This is a genomic window from Phyllobacterium sp. UNC302MFCol5.2, from assembly GCF_000686005.1.
Classification (GTDB): domain Bacteria; phylum Pseudomonadota; class Alphaproteobacteria; order Rhizobiales; family Rhizobiaceae; genus Phyllobacterium; species Phyllobacterium pellucidum.
Window position 1 is genome coordinate 61359 of sequence record NZ_JMLL01000001.1, and the last position, 17254, is coordinate 78612.

Annotated in this window: 12 protein-coding genes; 3 read left to right on the plus strand and 9 right to left on the minus strand. The window is 59.8% G+C overall.

Features of this window, described 5'->3' with window-relative positions:
• The first annotated feature begins 151 nt into the window (after nucleotides 1-151).
• Nucleotides 152-1051, plus strand: coding sequence for a UTP--glucose-1-phosphate uridylyltransferase GalU (gene galU, locus BR48_RS0100290; RefSeq protein WP_027229500.1), 900 nt, complete (start codon nucleotides 152-154; stop codon nucleotides 1049-1051).
• Nucleotides 1052-1300: 249 nt separating this feature from the next.
• Here the strand turns inward: galU and BR48_RS0100295 are convergent, their stop codons facing one another.
• Nucleotides 1301-3022: an outer membrane beta-barrel protein gene (locus tag BR48_RS0100295; RefSeq protein WP_051614371.1), complete on the minus strand. Its 1722-nt coding sequence runs from the start codon at nucleotides 3020-3022 to the stop codon at nucleotides 1301-1303.
• 171 nt (nucleotides 3023-3193) lie between these two features.
• Here BR48_RS0100295 and BR48_RS0100300 point away from each other — a divergent pair, with 171 nt between their 5' ends.
• Complete coding sequence (locus BR48_RS0100300; RefSeq protein WP_027229502.1) at nucleotides 3194-4189, plus strand: KpsF/GutQ family sugar-phosphate isomerase; 996 nt, start codon at nucleotides 3194-3196, stop codon at nucleotides 4187-4189.
• On the opposite strand, the gene BR48_RS0100305 is transcribed toward BR48_RS0100300, so the two are convergent.
• The 8 genes from BR48_RS0100305 to BR48_RS0100340 form a co-directional block, all read right to left on the minus strand.
• The gene (locus BR48_RS0100305; RefSeq protein ID WP_027229503.1) at nucleotides 4186-4644 is read right to left on the minus strand and encodes an NfeD family protein; all 459 of its coding nucleotides are present in this window, start codon (nucleotides 4642-4644) and stop codon (nucleotides 4186-4188) included. The two genes, BR48_RS0100300 and BR48_RS0100305, sit on opposite strands and share 4 nt — an antisense overlap.
• 22 nt (nucleotides 4645-4666) lie before the next feature.
• A complete protein-coding gene (locus BR48_RS0100310; protein ID WP_027229504.1) occupies nucleotides 4667-5650 on the minus strand; it encodes an SPFH domain-containing protein in 984 nt (327 codons plus the stop codon).
• 120 nt (nucleotides 5651-5770) lie between these two features.
• Nucleotides 5771-6820, minus strand: coding sequence for a ferrochelatase (gene hemH, locus BR48_RS0100315; RefSeq protein WP_027229505.1), 1050 nt, complete (start codon nucleotides 6818-6820; stop codon nucleotides 5771-5773).
• A 195-nt stretch (nucleotides 6821-7015) separates the two neighbouring features.
• Nucleotides 7016-8890 carry a 5'-nucleotidase C-terminal domain-containing protein gene (locus BR48_RS0100320; RefSeq protein WP_027229506.1) on the minus strand — a complete coding sequence of 625 codons (1875 nt, stop codon included), beginning with the start codon at nucleotides 8888-8890 and terminating at the stop codon, nucleotides 7016-7018.
• A 113-nt stretch (nucleotides 8891-9003) separates the two neighbouring features.
• Nucleotides 9004-9390: a hypothetical protein gene (locus tag BR48_RS0100325; RefSeq protein ID WP_027229507.1), complete on the minus strand. Its 387-nt coding sequence runs from the start codon at nucleotides 9388-9390 to the stop codon at nucleotides 9004-9006.
• Between the two features lie 529 nt (nucleotides 9391-9919).
• Nucleotides 9920-11368 carry a homospermidine synthase gene (locus tag BR48_RS0100330; RefSeq protein WP_027229508.1) on the minus strand — a complete coding sequence of 483 codons (1449 nt, stop codon included), beginning with the start codon at nucleotides 11366-11368 and terminating at the stop codon, nucleotides 9920-9922.
• A 150-nt stretch (nucleotides 11369-11518) separates the two neighbouring features.
• A complete protein-coding gene (locus tag BR48_RS0100335; RefSeq protein WP_036812861.1) occupies nucleotides 11519-12433 on the minus strand; it encodes a DUF3445 domain-containing protein in 915 nt (304 codons plus the stop codon).
• Nucleotides 12433-14310, minus strand: a complete 1878-nt coding sequence (locus tag BR48_RS0100340; protein WP_155810771.1) for a M3 family oligoendopeptidase — start codon at nucleotides 14308-14310, stop codon at nucleotides 12433-12435. Before BR48_RS0100340 ends, BR48_RS0100335 begins: the two co-directional genes overlap by 1 nt.
• A 351-nt stretch (nucleotides 14311-14661) precedes the next feature.
• Here BR48_RS0100340 and BR48_RS0100345 point away from each other — a divergent pair, with 351 nt between their 5' ends.
• Nucleotides 14662-16527, plus strand: a complete 1866-nt coding sequence (locus BR48_RS0100345) for a DUF882 domain-containing protein (RefSeq protein WP_051614374.1) — start codon at nucleotides 14662-14664, stop codon at nucleotides 16525-16527.
• The last annotated feature ends 727 nt before the right edge of the window (nucleotides 16528-17254 follow it).

Genomic DNA, 17254 nt, shown 5'->3' on the forward strand with positions numbered 1-17254 from the left:
GTCTTTGAGACCGAATTGTCTAGCGCATAAACCCAGAGCCGGCGGCGGTTTTGTACAAGTTTATGCGTAAATTTGAAATGATACTGTTCGCTTGCATCTTGTGCAGAATGCATCGTCAGTAATCGAAGCGTGCAACACTGACGAGGTAACGATGACGACGAGAAAGCAAATCCGTAAGGCCGTCTTTCCAGTTGCGGGTTTTGGTACCCGCGTGCTCCCGGCGACAAAATCCATTCCCAAGGAAATGCTGACCGTTGTCGACAAGCCGGTCATCCAATATGTGGTGGATGAGGCGCGCGAGGCCGGCATCGAGCATTTCATCTTCGTGACCGGACGCAACAAGGCTGTCATCGAGGATTATTTCGACGCGCAGTACGAGCTCTATGCTACGCTCGCTGAACGCGGCAAGACCGGACTTCTCGAGGAACTCCAAAGCATCCAGCCAGGACCGGGAACAACGAGCTTCACCCGCCAGCAGGTGCCCATGGGGCTTGGCCACGCGGTCTGGTGCGCACGCGACATCGTCGGCGATGAGCCATTCGCGCTATTGCTCCCTGACATGATCATGCAGCCCGAATCGACCGGTTGCATGGCCGATATGGTCGAGCTCTATAACAAGTCAGGCGGCAATGTCATCGCCGTGCAGGAATGCGATCCGGCCGAAACGCATAAATACGGCATTGTCGGTCAGGGCAGGCCGGTCGGCAAGGGTTTCGAATTGACCGAGATGGTCGAGAAGCCGGCCAAGGGCACGGCGCCGTCCAATCTTTACATCAATGGCCGTTACATCCTCCAGCCGGAAATCTTCGACATTCTCGAGCATCAGGAGCGGGGCGCAGGCAATGAAATTCAGTTGACCGACGCCATGCTGAAGTTGACGAAGGAACAGGACTTCTTCGGCTACCACTTCCGGGGACGTACCTATGACACCGGCTCGAAGGAAGGCTTCGTCGAAGCCAATGTCGCTTTCGCCCTGTGGCGCAACGACATCCGTGGCGGCGTTATCGACAATATCGGCAATATGCTGAAGACGATCCAGCCGAAGGACTGAGTGGGCGTTTGGCGGGTAGCCTCGACTGGCGGCTTCCCGCTCCTAGTCTACCCCTCCACCGTTATCCTTGTACGTGGTCCGCTAGGTCGCGGAAATTCGCCCTATCTGCCGTAATCGTGGATCCTCGGGACAAGGGCCCGAGGATGACGGTCGTGGTGGGTAGATAGCAGTGGGGTGTACGAACGCCGTGTCAGTCGCGGAGTGCCGCTGAACTTCCGGACGCAACAGGGCCGGCATGGCCATGACCGCCTATCGTTGCAGCGTGACCCCCACGAATATGCTGGTCTCGTTCGTATTGCGGGTGTCCACCTCGCTGCGCGTCAGTTCGTGACGGGCGCTGATATCAAGACCGAAGAAACGGTTGAACCAATAGGTAGCGCCGATCTCGGCACCGAAACCCTTGTCCCAGCCGGTATCGTCCTTGTTGTCGCGCAGCGAAACGAAGAGATTAGCCTTGAGATCGAGATTGGCGCGCGCCTGCCGCTTGATGCCGACCGTGCCTTCATAGAAAATCGAGCCGCTATCGCCGGGTGCCGTCGCCCCTTCGATGCGGGTGAGAAGGCCGATATCGACGTCGGTTCCTCGCTGCGGCGACCATTTGATCGCCCCGTCAACGCTGAGGCCTTCGACAGCATTGAGGCGATCGTCCTCAATGTCCTGGCGCAGGTAGCCGAGCGCCAGTTCTCCCGTCAGCTTTTCACGGATATCGAGCTCGACGCCGCCGCGCAGCCCCGTGCGCATGCCGGAGCGGCGGAAACCATTGGAATCCACCGCCTCGTCATACATCAGTTTGCCGATTTCTACCTCGGCGAACGGCTTGATCGCCGGCGACATTTCAAAGCCGCCGCGCAGCGCGACACTCGCAAAGGTATTGTCCCGGTCCTTCTGGCTCGTTGTGCTGCCGTCGGAGAATTCGGCATTGCCGTAGGTGGTGTGGTCGACATTGCCTTTGACGTCGGCGAAGAATTGGCCGAATTCCCGGCGCACTCCAAGATTGGCGTCGATATCCTGCACGGCCGGGCGATTCGAGGTGCCGACGATCGTCGTGGGCGCGCTTGGGTCTTCCTGCCGGTAGCGATAGCCGGCCTCGCCCTTTACCGTGGTGCGCGCGCCGAGGTCGAGCTGAAATCCGCTGCGCAGGGCGATGTTGGGCGCCGAATAGTCCTCACCGACGAGGGATTTGTCGTAGAGGCCATCAAAATCCAGCCAGGCGGAATGACGCGACCAATCGGTTGTGGCGCGGGCGCGCAGGCGCGTTTCCGACAAAAGCGCGCCGGACCCATCGGAACTGCCGTCGGCATTGGTCGTGGCGCGGAGGCCCGTGCTGATTGACGGGCGCAGGGTTACCGTGCCGGCTCTAATGCCAAAAGGCGCAAAAGGTTCTGGATCGGGGCGAATGGCGCGCCGTTCGATGGCGGGTTCCGGCAGATTGTCGCGCTCGGCCGGGCCCGCCAGCGGGTTTGCCTCCCGGTTCTGCTCAATCGGCGGGTTTGGGATCGAATTGGTCGTCTCCTCGTCAACAGCCGCGCGAACGCGACGCGACGCCACGGTGCGTGCCGCCCTGTCCTCGGGAATCGGTCCGAACTGGTCGACTGGCGGTGACTGCGCGCCAAGATTGTTGCTGTCATCGGCGGGGCCGGAAGGCAGGAGATCGCTGTCCGGCGGGACGCCGCGCAGGCCAAGACCTTCATCGCCCGTCACAGGCGGTAGGGCGCCAGGGCTCAGGGGTTCGTAGGGTCGCGAGGGGATACCGCTGTCGGGCGGTGGGGTTCCCGTCGGCGGAACGGTATTCTGGGCGAGAATGCGCCTGCCATTGCTCTGTGCCTGCAGCACATTTTCGCCGACGGGACCGCGCAGGGGGACCTGTTGCTGGGCAAGTGCGTGGGGGGCAAGTACGGTCGTGCCGAGCAGCGCTGTCAGGAGACAGACGATGCTGGCAGGTCTGAAGCTGCCGCCGGGCGGGGCTTCCAAACGTGGGTGCCGAGGATGCATATGCAGGTTTGCCAATGAGTTCGAACGTTGAGGGATGGTAAAGAGGCATGGTTAATGACCCGCTAATTCGCGGTCGTTCGATGCCATTCCCGGGCATTGCCTTGAACAAAAATTGGACAGCCGGGGTGCAAAGCGCTAACGGTTCTCGCCATGCAGGCTATCAATCACACCGATCTCGACAAATCCGCAGCGGTTGAATCCGCCAAACGGACCATCTCAACCGAAACCGACGGTCTCGTTGCGCTGAGCGAAGCGCTCGGCGGCCCGTTGGCCGAACCGTTCTGCCGCGCCATCGAAAAGATCGCCTCGATCCGCGGGCGGATCATCGTGACCGGGGTCGGCAAGAGCGGCCATATCGGTTCGAAACTTGCGGCGACATTTGCTTCGACCGGAACTCCGGCGTTCTTCGTGCATCCCTCGGAGGCAAACCACGGCGATCTCGGCATGATTGCCGTCGACGATGCGATCATTGCCCTATCATGGTCGGGCGAGACGGCGGAACTCAAGGGCATCGTCAGTTATGCGATGCGCTTCCGTATTCCGCTCATTGCGGTGACGGCCGGTGAGACGTCGGCCTTGGCGAACGCCGCCGATGTTGTGTTGCTGTTGCCCCGCGTGACGGAAGCCTGTCCGCATGGTCTTGCGCCGACGACATCAACGCTGATGCAGCTTGCCATGGGCGATGCGATTGCCATCGCATTGCTGGAAGCACGCGGCTTCACGGCCGGGGATTTCAAGACGTTTCATCCGGGCGGGTCGCTTGGCGCCAGCCTGACCCATGTACGCGAGATCATGCATAGCGGCGACCAGATACCGCTTGTTCCGCTCGGAACGCCCATTCCCGACGCGATGAAGGTGTTCGCAGCCAAGCGCTTCGGCTGCATTGCGGTGCAGAACGAGGAAGGCACACTCGCTGGCATCATCACCGACGGCGATCTGTCGCGTAACCTGCATCGCAACCTCATCGCCATGAATGTCGAAGACATTATGACGCGCGATCCGAAGACCGTGCCGCCGACCATGCTGGCGAGCGCCGCCCTTGCGCTTCTCAACCAGCACAATATTGGCGCCCTGATCGTGACCGAGAAGAACTATCCGGTCGGGATCGTGCACTTCCACGACCTGTTGCGTATTGGAGCGGCCTAGGCTGCTTCAACGACCAGGATCCCATGATCGACGGCGGTTATGCGCACGCGCGTGCCGGCGGCGAGATCCGGCCCGTTAACCCGCCACAGACTATCGCCGACGCGGGCTCTGCCGCGTCCGTTGACGGTTGCTTCCTCCAGCGTGACGACAAGACCGACCATCTGTTCGGCGCGGCGGTTCAGCAATGGCTCGTCGGAGACGGCATCTGTCGCGCCGATAAGCTTGCGGCCGATGAAGACGGCAATTACGGAGAGTACAAGGAAGATGATGACTTGTATTTGCCAGGTAAGCCCAAGCGCCTCGGCAAAAAGAATCGCGAGCCCGCCGACGGTGATGGCTGCGATGCCGAACCACAGGAAAAAGATGCCGGGCGCCGCCACTTCGAAGATCATCAGCACGAGACCGAGCACCACCCAATTCCATGGCCCAAGTTCGGTAAAAAGGCGCTCAAGCATGGCTGTGCTCCTTCGCCGGGCGTCAGCTATTCGTTCCGCCGGTGCCGGGTACCGTTCGGCCGCGCACCGGTGGCGTCGAGGGTGACGGCGCGCCGTCGCCGAAGACATCGCGTGCAAGCGCGCCAATGCCTCCGAGCGTGCTGACGAGTGAAGACGCTTCCATCGGCATGAAGATGATCTTCTGGTTGGGGCTTCCGGCAAACTTGCCGAAGGCTTCGGTGTATTTCTGGGCGACGAAATAGTTGAGCGCCTGGACGTTTCCGCCGGCAATGGCGGCCGAGACGATTTCCGTCGCCTTGGCCTCGGCTTCAGCCAGGCGCTCGCGCGCTTCCGCCTCGCGGAAGGCGGCTTCGCGCCGCCCTTCGGCCTCGAGAATCTGCGACTGTTTCAGACCCTCGGCACGCAGGATCTGCGCCGCCCTCGTGCCTTCGGCTTCAAGAACGACCGCACGCTTGTCGCGCTCGGCCTTCATCTGCCTTGCCATAGAATCGAGCAGATCCTTTGGCGGGTTGATATCCTTGATCTCGACGCGGGTCATCTTGATCCCCCACGAATGCGCCGCCTCGTCGACGACGCGTAGCAGCCGGTCATTGATCGCATCGCGGTTGGAGAGAAGTTCGTCGAGAACCATCGAGCCCATGACGGTGCGGATATTCGTCATCGTCAGGTTGAGAATGGCGTTCTGCAGGCCGCTCACCTGATAGGCAGCCTGCGGCGCGTTGAGGATCTGGTAGAAGGCGATGCCGTCGACGGCAATGTTGGCATTGTCCTTGGTAATGACTTCCTGGGTCGGAACGTCCAGCACCTGCTCCATCATGTTGAGCTTGGCGCCGATGCGGTCGAAGAAGGGCACGATCAGGTTGAGACCCGGCGCGAGCGTGCGCGTATAGCGGCCGAAGCGCTCGACGGTGTAATTATAGCCCTGGGGCACCGTCTTGACGCCGGCAAACAGGACCACGAGCACGAGGATGACCAGAACCGGTATGGTGAAGTCGAATCCGCTCAACGGCATGCTGCTCTCCCTGGCCGACAACCGCTCAAGCGGCGTTACGAAACGTTATCGCCCGTGAGCCGGCAAGCGCAAGATAGACCAAAGCAGCGATTCGAGCGAGCCCGCCCGGACCTTCTAAATCCAGCCCTGCAACTCGCGGCGCACAAGAGTCTCGATGACCTTCATGCCTTCCTTAGAATCATTCAGGCATGGGACATGCGTGAAATTCACGCCGCCATTGTGATGAAAGATTTCCGCGCCTTCGCCAGCAATTTCCTCGAGCGTTTCGAGGCAATCGGCAACGAAGCCCGGATTGAAGACGGCGACGGACTTCACGCCGTCCTTGGCCAGCTGCTCCAACGTCTTGTCGGTATAGGGTTGCATCCATTCCTCCGGGCCGAAACGCGACTGGAAGGTGGTGATAAGCCTGTCTTCGCCCCAGCCGAGCCGTTCGCGCAGCAGTCGCGTCGTCTTCCAGCAGTGGCATGGATAGGGATCGCCGCGCTTGAAGTAGCTTTGCGGGATGCCGTGATAGGAAGCGATGAGCAATTCAGGCTCATAGCCCAGCGACGCGTAGTGCTTTTCGATCGAGGTCGCCAGGGCATCGATATAGGCCGGCTCGTCCTGATAGGAGGGAACGGTGCGGGTCGCCGGCATGAACCGCATCTTGACCAGCGCCTCGAAGAACTTGTCGTTCACCGTTGCCGTGGTCGTCGCCGAATATTGCGGGTAGAGCGGGAACATGACGATACGCTTGCAGCCCTGCCGGTCGAGCCGCTGCAACGCTTCCTCGATGGAGGGCCGGCCATAGCGCATGCCCCAGTCGACGACGACATTGGGATGGGCGGAAAGCGCTGCGGCGAGTTTTTCGCTTTGCGAACGCGTATAGGTGCGCAGGGGCGACTCATTGCGCTCCCGGTTCCAGATCTTGTCGTAGAGCGCGCCGGATTTCTTCGGGCGCGTGTTGAGCACGATCCCGTAGAGCACGGGCAGCCAGATGGCCCGCGGCCACTCGATGACGCGCTTGTCCGAAAGAAATTCGGCAAGGTATCGCCGCATGGAAACCTTGTCGGTGCCATCGGGCGTCCCAAGGTTGACGAGAAGAACGCCGACCTTCGACGTTTCGATTGCCAGATGATCGTCGGGCTTGCGCACCGCCACCCGGGCCTCGTCTGAAATTGCCATATACATACTCCACGCTTGCGCGGTGGAACGTAGAGCGGGCAGGCTTTATTGCAAGAGTGCGAAAGGCCGCATGCTCGTCCTTGGACTTTGCGATGATCAACCTTCAAGGCGGATGCGCGTGGTTCTGTCTTTAATCATGGGTCCTCCAGCCCTCGTCCCGAGGATCCACCTCATGTGCGGTCATGTACAATTAGGCTATAGGCCGGGCACCTTCATTTGCGCGCCGATCGGCAGCTTCATCGGTTTCATCCCGGGATTGGCTCCGGCAAGTTTTTTCCATTCGATGCCCTTGCCGTAAATCTCCTCGGCAATCTCCCAGAAATTGTCGCCGCGCTTGATCGTATAGCTGTCCGGATGATGGTTGGCGACGCTTTGCGCCGCCGGCTTTGCCGGTTCGGGCGCCTTCGGCGTTTCGGGCGGCGCTGGGGGCGCTGGCACCGGATCGACGCCCGGCGCGGCCGCCGCCATCGTTATGCGCCCATCCGTATAGGGTTTGTAGGGGACGTGCTGACCGAGATAATCGGCAAGAACGAGTTCCAGTCCCGGGCCGTAATCATAAGCGTTGACGGCATTCGTCGAGAAGATTTTGTAGCCGTCGCCCCCGGCGCGCATGTAATTGTTCGAAACCACGCCATAGGTTGCGCCAGGATCGAGCGGCCGAAAGCTGTCGCCCTGCATCACCGCTATATCGGAGATGCGGCTGCCGACCGGCTTTGATATGTCGAATGTGTATTTCAGACCGGCTACCTGCGGGAAGCGCCCCGCGCCCTGGTCGATCTGGCTGACACCATTTTCGAGTGCGGCAACGACATCCGATCCGCGCAACTGGAATGTCGCCAACGTATTCTGGAACGGCAGCACGGTCAGCACTTCGCCCATGGTCACGTCGCCCGCATCGATCGAGGCACGCAGGCCGCCGCCATTGATGATGGCGATCGTCACGCCCTGGCTCTTGACTCGGTCCAGCATGGCATCGGCAACGAGATTACCCATGCTGCATTCGCGGGCGCGGCACACCTCGCGGGCGGCTTCGATCACGCCGGTCGATTCGCCGACCTTGCGCGACTTCAATTCCTCGATTGGCTGGGCAAGTTCCTTGATGCGGGCGGCGAAGGCCGGGTCAGGCGTCACGCTCGAGTCGAGAAGCATGGGCGCGCCCTCGCTCTTGATGACATTGCCCTCGTCATCGAAGGTAACCTTGAGTTCGCCGAGATATTTCGAATAGGATTTGGCCTGGACGATCGGCACATCGCGGCCGGAAGGGCCTTTGACCAGCGTCGGATAGGGGCCGATTGCTTCGGGATCGGTATTGGAGAGCAGCGTGTGGCTGTGGCCGCCGACGATGACGTCGATACCGTCGACCTGCGCCGCCAATTCCTTGTCCCTGAGATAGCCATCGTGATTGAGTGCGATGATCTTGTTGACGCCTTCGCCCTTGAGGGTGTCGACAACCTTCCGCAGTGTCTCGGCTTCATTCGCGAATTTCACGCTCGGGCCGGGACTGGATATTTCCGCCGTATCGGTTGTCAAGGCAGAGATGATGCCGATCTTCTGGCCGCCAATCTCCTTGATGCGATAGGGCTTGAATTTGCCGGCGATCGGCGAATCCGGCGTGGCTTCCGTATTGCTGGAAATGACCGGAAACTTCACCTTTTCGAGGAATTTTGCAAGGCTCTCCGGCTTGTCGTCGAATTCGTGGTTGCCGAGGGCCATCGCGTCGAAGCCCATCTGGTTCATGAATTCGGCGGTGTCGTCGCCCTTGTAGGTCGTGTAGAACAGTGAACCCTGGAATTCGTCGCCGGCATCGAGGACGATGACATTGCCGCCATCCTTCGACAGCGCAGCGCGGCGCTCGTCGATCTTGGCCTTGACCCGGGCTATACCGCCGAAGCACTCGTTCTTGGCCGTTTCTTCAGCCGAGCAGGTCGAATCGTACTTGTTGATCGGCTCAATGCGCGAATGCTGGTCGTTTATATGCAGGATGTTGAGCGTATAGTCGGCCATCGCCGCACCGGCCGACAGGCCAAACACTGAAGTTGCAACGAGAAGTCGGGCAAGAATTCCGGACATGATCTGCTCCCGGTTGACTGGCTCCAAATCGGCGCGTGGAGCATCGGTTGACGAGCAATGGTTTCATTCCTTTGACCGCCATGCAATCGAGCAATTGGTCGAATGTTTCGGCCTCAGCCCGTTTGCGGGCCGCGCCGCGTCAGCGAGAATTGCTGGCCGCTGGACGAGGTGCAATTGAGCTGGCCCGTGCTGACGAGGGCGCAATTCACCTTAGACTGGGTACCGCGCGCGAGCGAGCGCATGTTGATCTCGATCAGATTGGCCGAGGCGAAGCGATAATTGCCTTCAGCGAGTTTTTCCTTGGTGTCGTTGGCGCGGGTCTCGAAGACGCCGCCGTTGAAATTCGAGAAGGCGACGCCCGAGGTGTCGAACCATTGGCCCTGGACGGCGTCCGTCGGCTTGGCGACCTGCACGCCTGCGCCATCCTGCATGGACCCGCTCATGCAGCCGGCAAGGGAAAGGCTAAGCGTAACGGCGACGGGCAGCGAAAAACGTCTCATCCAATATTCTCCCATGGTTCTGGATATCTAGATGCCGTGAAAATCAAGCAGAAACAAGACCTAAGTTTAATTGCAGATTGGAAGTGTTTGAGGCTACCATTTGTTCCATCCAGACATTCAACTCCAAGATGCATCCGGCTAAACACGCTTCCAGGCGCAGGACCAGATGATCGTTCGACCCGCGACACACAAGGATGCGATCAATGCCTGCCGCGTCCTTCGCCGATCCATAATAGAGTTGTGTGATGACGATCACGCGAACGACTCGCAACGGCTTTCGGCATGGCTAGCCAACAAGACCGAAGCGAATGTCCGCAATCATGGGCTTAGGCGGTCATGCGGTCAGGAGAATCGCTTTGAAGCTTGGGTGCCGCACGCTCGGCGGTTCTACTGCTCGTCTTCCGGTGGCTTCGCTGGGTCGTTCTTTTGCAAGATGGATCCTCGGGACTGGGCCCGAGGATGACGGCGGGGGGTAGGGAATGACGCTCGGGGGCGGATGAAAACGGCAGCCCGGAAGCTGCCGTTTTCGTCACGAGCGGACGAGGATGTTGCGGAACTGCCAGGGATCATCCATGTCGAGATTTTCCTTGAACAGACCCGGTCGGTTGTGGAGCGGCGTCCAGTCCGTATAGTGGCCCTTGAGCGGTCCGAGATAGGGTGTCTGCACCTCGAGGCAGCGGCGGAAATCCATCTCGTCGGCTTCGACAATGCCGGCGTCCGGATTTTCCAGCGCCCATACCATTCCCGCCATGACCGCCGAGGAAACCTGGAGTCCGGTCGCGTTCTGGTAAGGGGCAAGCTTGCGCGCTTCCTCGATCGTCAGTTGCGAGCCATACCAGTAGGCGTTCTTCTCATGGCCGTAGAGCAGAACGCCGAGTTCATCGGCGCCATCGACGATTTCAGATTCGTCGAGCACGTGCTGGATCGCTTGTGGCTGGCCGGCGGCACCGAACATCTCGTCGAGCGACAATGTCGCGACGTTCGCGGGATGGTAGGCATAATGGCAGGTCGGGCGGTAGGAAACCTTGCCCTTCTTGTCATGCACGGTGAAGAAATCCGCGATCGAGATCGATTCGTTATGGGTCACCAGCAGTCCGAACTGCGCGCCTTCGGTGGGGCACCAGGTGCGAATGCGCGTGTCGGCGCCAGGCTGCTCAAGGAAAATCGCCGCCTTGTTGCCCTTCTTTTGCTTGCGCGCATTTTTCGGCATCCACTTTTCGTGGGTGCCCCAGCCGAGTTCGGCCGGCTGCAGGCCTTCGGAAATGAACCCTTCGACCGACCACGTATTCCAGAATGCGCCGAAGGGCTTCGGGTCGCCAGCGCGCTGCGTATCGCGCTCGGCAATATGGATGCCCTTGACGCCGACCTTGCTCATCAGCTTGGCCCAGCCCTTGCGGTCGTCGCGTGCCGGTTCGCTATGATCGATGCCGAGGTCGCGGGCGAGTTCAAGCAGGCCCTGCTTGACGAACCACGACACCATGCCGGGATTTGCGCCGCAGCACGAAACAGCGGTCGGTCCGCCCGGATGCTTCTTGCGCTCGGCCAGCAATGTCTGGCGCAACGCATAATTGGTGCGGTCGGCATTGTCCATGTCGTTGTCGTAATAGAAGCCGATCCACGGCTCGATCACGGTGTCGATATAGAGTGCGTTGTTCTTGCGGCACAAATGCATGATATCGACGGAAGAGGTGTCGACGGAAAGATTGATACAGAAGCCCTGGCCGCCGCCTTCGGTAAGAAGGGGCTTCAAGACGGTCTTGTAATTGTCCTTGGTGATCGCCTGCTGGATAAACCGGATGCCGCGCTCGTCAAGAAGCTTCTTGTTGGCATCGCTGGGGTCGATAACGACCAGGCGGGATTTGTCATATTTGAAGTGGCGTTCGATGAGGGGCAGGGTACCCCGACCGATGGATCCAAAACCGATCATCACGATCGGACCAGTAATTTCTCCATGTATAGGCCATTCAGCCTTCGCCATTTTTTTCGTGCTCCTAATTTTGATCTCCATCATTGAGGCAGCCGCTATAGATCGGCATCAAAGAAACCATAGAGCATAGATGTGACAAAGAGCAAACAACCCTTTGCGTTGCATGTTGAAAATTTCAATCTACTGTTAATCGAGGCGCGATTATAGGGTTCTCAGCGCGGTTAAAAGCCGATCGCGGATCGTCATAATACCTTTGTAGTGCAATTGCGCCGGGTTCAATGCCTCGAGTTGCCGGCAAAAAGCTTCGGCGACGGCCCGGCACTCCGGGTGTTTCTTGAGCGCCTTTATGGGGTCGAGGTGGATGCGGATGGTGAAGAGAATGTCGCCGGAGGCGGGAAGCTTGCGCAACGTCTGACGCTCGACCCGGACGAAACTCTGCGCCGCAATGTCGTCGTCCGTATAGAGCGCGCCTTTCTCATGGCTTGCCAAGGGGTGGTAGAGCTCGCCATCCGGCTGAAGCGACCAGTTCATGCGCAAAACCGAGCGGTCCGGGCGCAGATTGTCGAACATGCGCGCGATGAGGCCCGCATTGCGGGTGCCTGCGCCGAAATCCGGGACGGGCGCATGAATCTCTTCCATGGAACGGCCGAATTTTTCGAGAAGGGTCCATGATGATGGGAAGGATAACGAAGCGGCACCGAGGTGCCAGCCGCGCCTTTCGTCCTTGCGCATGAGCACAAGGTCCTCCTGCACGAGGTTTGCCGCCCGGTGCAGGTAGGGCGTTGCGGCTTCGCCGATCGCAATGGCATCGTCCCTGCCAGAGACAATGACAGCATTGCCCTTGCGCACATATCGTTCGGGATAATGTTCGATGAGGTGGGCGGTCAGCAGGTCGAAAACCTCCTTCTGGCCCGGTTCGCTGCCTGACTCCTCTACGAAAATCTTCTCGCCGTGGCGTGCAAAAAGCCGCTGCTTTTCGGCAAGATAGCTAAGCAGATGATCGTCAATTTCGATCCAGTCCCTGTGGTCGAGCTGTTGCAAGCCGATGGTGAAAGGTTGCGCCGAACCGTCATAGGGCGTGTGCGTCGGGGCTTGCCAGGGTGACTCTGCATCCATCAGTCGGCGTCCATGGCTTCCAGTTCGTCGATGATGCCTTCGATGACCGAAAGGCCCTTCTGCCAGAAAGCCGGATCGGTGGCATCGAGGCCGAATGGCGCCAACAACTCGGAGTGGTGCTTGGTGCCGCCGGCCTTGAGCATGTCGAAGTATTTTTGCTGAAAGCCCGCTTCGGCATTCTGGTAAACCGCATAGAGCGAGTTCACCAGGCAGTCGCCAAAGGCATAGGCATAGACGTAGAACGGCGAATGGATGAAATGCGGGATGTAGGTCCAGAAGGTCTCGTAGCCCGGGGCGAAATGCACCGCCGGCCCAAGGCTCTCCTTCTGCACGTCGAGCCAGATTTCGCCGATACGGTCGGAGGTAAGTTCCCCTTCCATGCGTTCGGTGTGAACACGGCGCTCGAACTGGTAGAAGGCGATCTGGCGCGCGACCGTGTTGATCATGTCCTCGGCCTTTTGTGCCAGCATCGCCTTGCGCTCGCGCTTGTCGCGCGTCTGTTCGAGGAGCGATCGGAACGTCAGCATTTCGCCGAAGACGGATGCCGTCTCTGCAAGCGTCAGCGGTGTCGAGGCCATCAAGGCGCCCTGACCGCCCGCAAGCACCTGGTGCACGCCGTGGCCGAGTTCATGGGCAAGCGTCATCACATCGCGCGGCTTGCCCATATAGTTGAGAAGCACATAGGGATGGGCGGAGGGAACGGTGGGGTGTGCGAAGGCTCCGGGTGACTTGCCAGGCCGAGTGGGTGCGTCAATCCAGTTCCTGTCGAAGAACCGGCGCGCAATATCGGCCATTTCGGGGGCAAAGCCGCTATAGGCCGAAAGCACGGTTTCACGCGCATCGTTCCAGGAGATGACCGCCTGCGGCGTTTCCGGCAGCGGGGCGTTGCGATCCCAGTTGTTGAGAAATTCAAGGCCGAGCCACTTCGCCTTCATCGCATAGTAGCGGTGCGACAGTTTCGGATAGGCAGCCTGAACCGCCGCCGCCAGCGCATCGACCACCTCCCGCTCGACCCGGTTTGCGAGGTGCCGGCTATCGGCGATATCCTCAAAGCCGCGCCAGCGATCGGAGATTTCCTTGTCCTTGGCGAGCGTGTTGGTGATGAGGGTGAAGGTGCGCAAATTATCCTTGAATGTTGCAGCGAGTGCTTCGAAGCCAGCCTTGCGGAGAGCCGGATCTGCATCCTGCAGCAGGTTCAGAGTGGGCTCCAGCGCCATTTCCTCACCGTTCACCGTAAACCGCAACGCCGTCATCGTCTCGTCGAACAGACGGTTCCAGGCACCGCGCCCGGTTATCGATTTCTCGTGAAACAGCTGCTCCAGTCGGTCTTCAAGCTGGTAGGGCTTGTCCTTGCGCAGATCCGTCAGCCAGGGGCGATAGTGACCGATTGCGGGATTGTCATTCATCGCCTTGTCGAGAATGGCGTCATCGATGCGGTTCAATTCGAGGCTGTAGAAGATGAGGTGGGTGCTGGCATCCGTCATCTTCTGCTGGATGTCGCCATAAAGCTTGGCATGTTTGGGGTCCGACGTGTCACCGGCATAAACGAGGCCGGCAAACGAGACGATCTTGCCGATCAGCTCTTCAAGCGTCTCGAACTCGGTGATGGACTGAACGAAGTCGCCCCCATTCGGCTTTCCGGCTTCAGCGGCAAGTTTGCCCTTCCAGCGGTCTTCGAATGCCACCGCAAGCGCGTTGGCGCGGACGAGATCGGCCTTGAGTTCACTGCTGTCCGCGGAAGGATAAAGGTCGCCGAGGTTCCATACTGGAAGCGTGCCGAGTGCGGCCTGGTCGGCCTTCGCCGGATTGCCAGCGCCCTTTGCAGGAGCAGCCCGCACAGCATCTTCACCTCTGTATCTATCTGTTTCCAAAGTCATTTCAGCACCATGTTAAAGCAGTGAAACAATCCGTGAAGGATCGAATCGGAGTAATCAGTCGGAAATTGCTAAACCTTAAAAACGAGTTTGCAATGGTCCTAGTAGCATCTAGCTTATTTTACATTGAAGCACTTTTTAGACTTTTGCAGGATGGATTCATTCGTTAAAACGCCTTAATTGTGCTGTTAACAACCCGTTGACCATGTCACAAAACGATGGATTCTTCGTGCGTTTTTGCCATGCTCTCAACGTATTTGTTCTTCAGTAAAGCGACCATTAACCATTAAATCCGATAATTCAGCCATCCGGGGGTTGTGTATCGCGGTCAGGGTTGGGACGAAATTGGCATATATGAAGCATGCAAAGAACGGCGGTTTGACGGTTGCCTCGCTCGCGCGTACTGCGTGGTTTGCCGTCACAATGATCTTCGCGTCGATGCTCTTTGCCTCCACCCAGGCAAATGCAGAAACCCGCACCCTCAAGCTCTACGCCGTCCACACGAATGAACGCATCGAAGTCACGTTCAAGAAAGATGGCCGCTTCCAGCAGGATGGTTTGAACAAGCTCAACCAGTTCCTGCGCGACTGGCGCCGCAACGAACCCACCAAGATGGATCCGCGCCTGTTCGATCTGGTCTGGCAGATTTACCAGACGGTCGGCGGTCGCGACTATATTTATGTCGTCTGCGGCTATCGTTCGCCATCGACCAATTCCATGTTGCGCTCGCGCTCGCGTGGCGTTGCTGAAAAAAGCCAGCATATTCTGGGCAAGGCCATGGACTGGTACCTGCCGGGCGTGAAGCTGCAAACGCTTCGCTACACTGCCCTGAAGTTCCAGGCCGGCGGCGTCGGTTACTACCCGACATCCGGCTCGCCCTTCGTTCATACCGATGTCGGTAATGTGCGCTATTGGCCGCGCATGAGCCGCAAGGAACTCCTCACCGTATTCCCGGATGGCAAGACTTTGCACATTCCGTCGGATGGCAAGCCGCTTCCTGGCTATGAACAGGCCGTTGCCGCCTATGAAGCGCGCCGCCGCAATGGCAGCTCCATCCAGATCGCCAGCGCTTCGCGCTCTGGCCGCAGCAAGACGTTGTTCGGCATGCTCTTTGGCGGCGGTGCCGACGAAGATGAAGACAACAGCGAAGGTTCAGTTGCTGTAGCGTCGGCGGCAAAGCCTGCGAAAAGCGCCGTGACCAAGCCCGCATCCGTCGCGGACGAGGCCGAGGGTACGGCCGCTCCGGTCGCAACGACGGCCAAGGCGCCGCAGCCGGCCGAACAGGACCAGGCCGGTACGCCGGACGACAGCCAGACATTGGCCTTGAACGTGCCGGTGCCGCTGCGCCGCCCCGATTATACGCCGACGCCCGCGCCGGAGGCTCCGGCAACGCTCAACGCGCTAGCGTCCGACAAGTCGACGGTGATCGCTGCTTTGCCCGAGCCGCGTCCGCAGGATAGCGCGAGCGCCATCCGCGAGCTGATCGCGGCCAACCCCGACGATGCCGACAGCGATGCCGGCAAGGCGCAGGCCGAGATGGTCAATGCGCTGGTGCCCGTGCCGTTCGAAAAGCCGAAGCACAATGACATGCTGATGGCGTCGATCGTTCCCGATCAGCGGCCCGCGCCCGCGAGTGCTGCAGCCGTGGCAAACACTCCATCAGCGCAGAACGCTTCGGCCGAACAGGATGTCATCACCATACCGGACGAGGACCCGACACCGGAGGCGCTCCTGCGCCAGTCGGTAGCGGCGTCGCAGCCCAAGGTTCTGCCAACCGTTCAAGGCTCGACAGGGGGCCGCGTGGCCCACCCGCAGCCGGCAGCCCAGCAAAACCTGCAACTGGCTTCAGCTGAGCCGATGGCGACGCTGCGCGAGACGATGTTGCATGCCAAGGGCGATCCTGCCGCAATGCTCAACAGCGGCGTCGTGACCACGACGAAGGGTGCCAAACCGCACCGGAAGTCGGCGGAGGAACAGGCGCCGCGGGCAATCCAGGTTGGCAACGAGGTGCCCGATCGCGCACTCTCGACCCGGCAGGTAGCAGCGGTGGCGCCGCACGTCGAACCGGCAGTGATCCGCAACGCCTTGCTGCGCACCGCGCCGACGACGGTCTATGTCACGGGCTTCCAGCATGATGCGCCGGTCGACGCCAACAAGTTCACTGGCAAGGCCGTGACGTTCCTGCAGATCGCCAAGTTCAGCCCGACCAGCGGTTCGTAGGTTCCCCTCCTGCGACACAGAGAAGGGCAATGTTGGCACGTTGACCGCCATGGGGATAGTGCGGGGATGCCCGTGGATAACATCGCGGTCACGTGACCACCTCCCAGTGCGTGTGGATAGGTATCACCCTTATCCGCCACTACTGGCGTCATCCGTCGATCATGACCTTCGTCCACCCCCACCCTTATTCACCACCACCGCCGTCATCCTCGGGCCTGACCCGAGGACCCAAACTACGTTGCCGAGCCACACACGCATCCGAATTGAAGGTGGATCCTCGGGACAAGAGCCCGAGGATGACGGCGGAGGGGTAGGGACTAGAGAAGACACCCCTCCGAACCCGTTATTGCCCGTTCAAATCCAGTGTGGAATTAGCGCGTCGCGGTGGTCGCCGCGGGATAGTACGCGGATGCTATTGAACCGTGGATGACATCGCGGTTACGTGACCCCTCCTGGTGAGTGTGGATGTATCACCTTATCCGGTAAGATTGGCGTCATGCATACATCGATCCATCCATCCCGGCCTTCATCCAGCACCACCGTTATCCACCACCACCGCCGTCATCCTCGGGCCTGACCCGAGGACCCAAACTACGTTGCGGAGCCACACACGCATCCGAATTGAAGGTGGATCCACGGGACAACGCCCGTGACGGTGGAAATAGGGTATGGCGGGGCAGCGGCGGAGGATGCCGGGAGACGGTCGATCCGAGGATGGCGGTTGAGG

Coding starts and splice junctions, on each gene's coding strand:
- galU (WP_027229500.1), top strand. CDS start 152: ATGACGACGAGAAAGCAAATCCGTAAGGCCGTCTTTCCAGTTGCGGGT.
- BR48_RS0100300 (WP_027229502.1), top strand. CDS start 3,194: ATGCAGGCTATCAATCACACCGATCTCGACAAATCCGCAGCGGTTGAA.
- BR48_RS0100305 (WP_027229503.1), bottom strand. CDS start 4,644: ATGCTTGAGCGCCTTTTTACCGAACTTGGGCCATGGAATTGGGTGGTG.
- hemH (WP_027229505.1), bottom strand. CDS start 6,820: ATGGCAATTTCAGACGAGGCCCGGGTGGCGGTGCGCAAGCCCGACGAT.
- BR48_RS0100320 (WP_027229506.1), bottom strand. CDS start 8,890: ATGTCCGGAATTCTTGCCCGACTTCTCGTTGCAACTTCAGTGTTTGGC.
- BR48_RS0100325 (WP_027229507.1), bottom strand. CDS start 9,390: ATGAGACGTTTTTCGCTGCCCGTCGCCGTTACGCTTAGCCTTTCCCTT.
- BR48_RS0100330 (WP_027229508.1), bottom strand. CDS start 11,368: ATGGCGAAGGCTGAATGGCCTATACATGGAGAAATTACTGGTCCGATC.
- BR48_RS0100335 (WP_036812861.1), bottom strand. CDS start 12,433: ATGGATGCAGAGTCACCCTGGCAAGCCCCGACGCACACGCCCTATGAC.
- BR48_RS0100340 (WP_155810771.1), bottom strand. CDS start 14,310: ATGACTTTGGAAACAGATAGATACAGAGGTGAAGATGCTGTGCGGGCT.
- BR48_RS0100345 (WP_051614374.1), top strand. CDS start 14,662: ATGAAGCATGCAAAGAACGGCGGTTTGACGGTTGCCTCGCTCGCGCGT.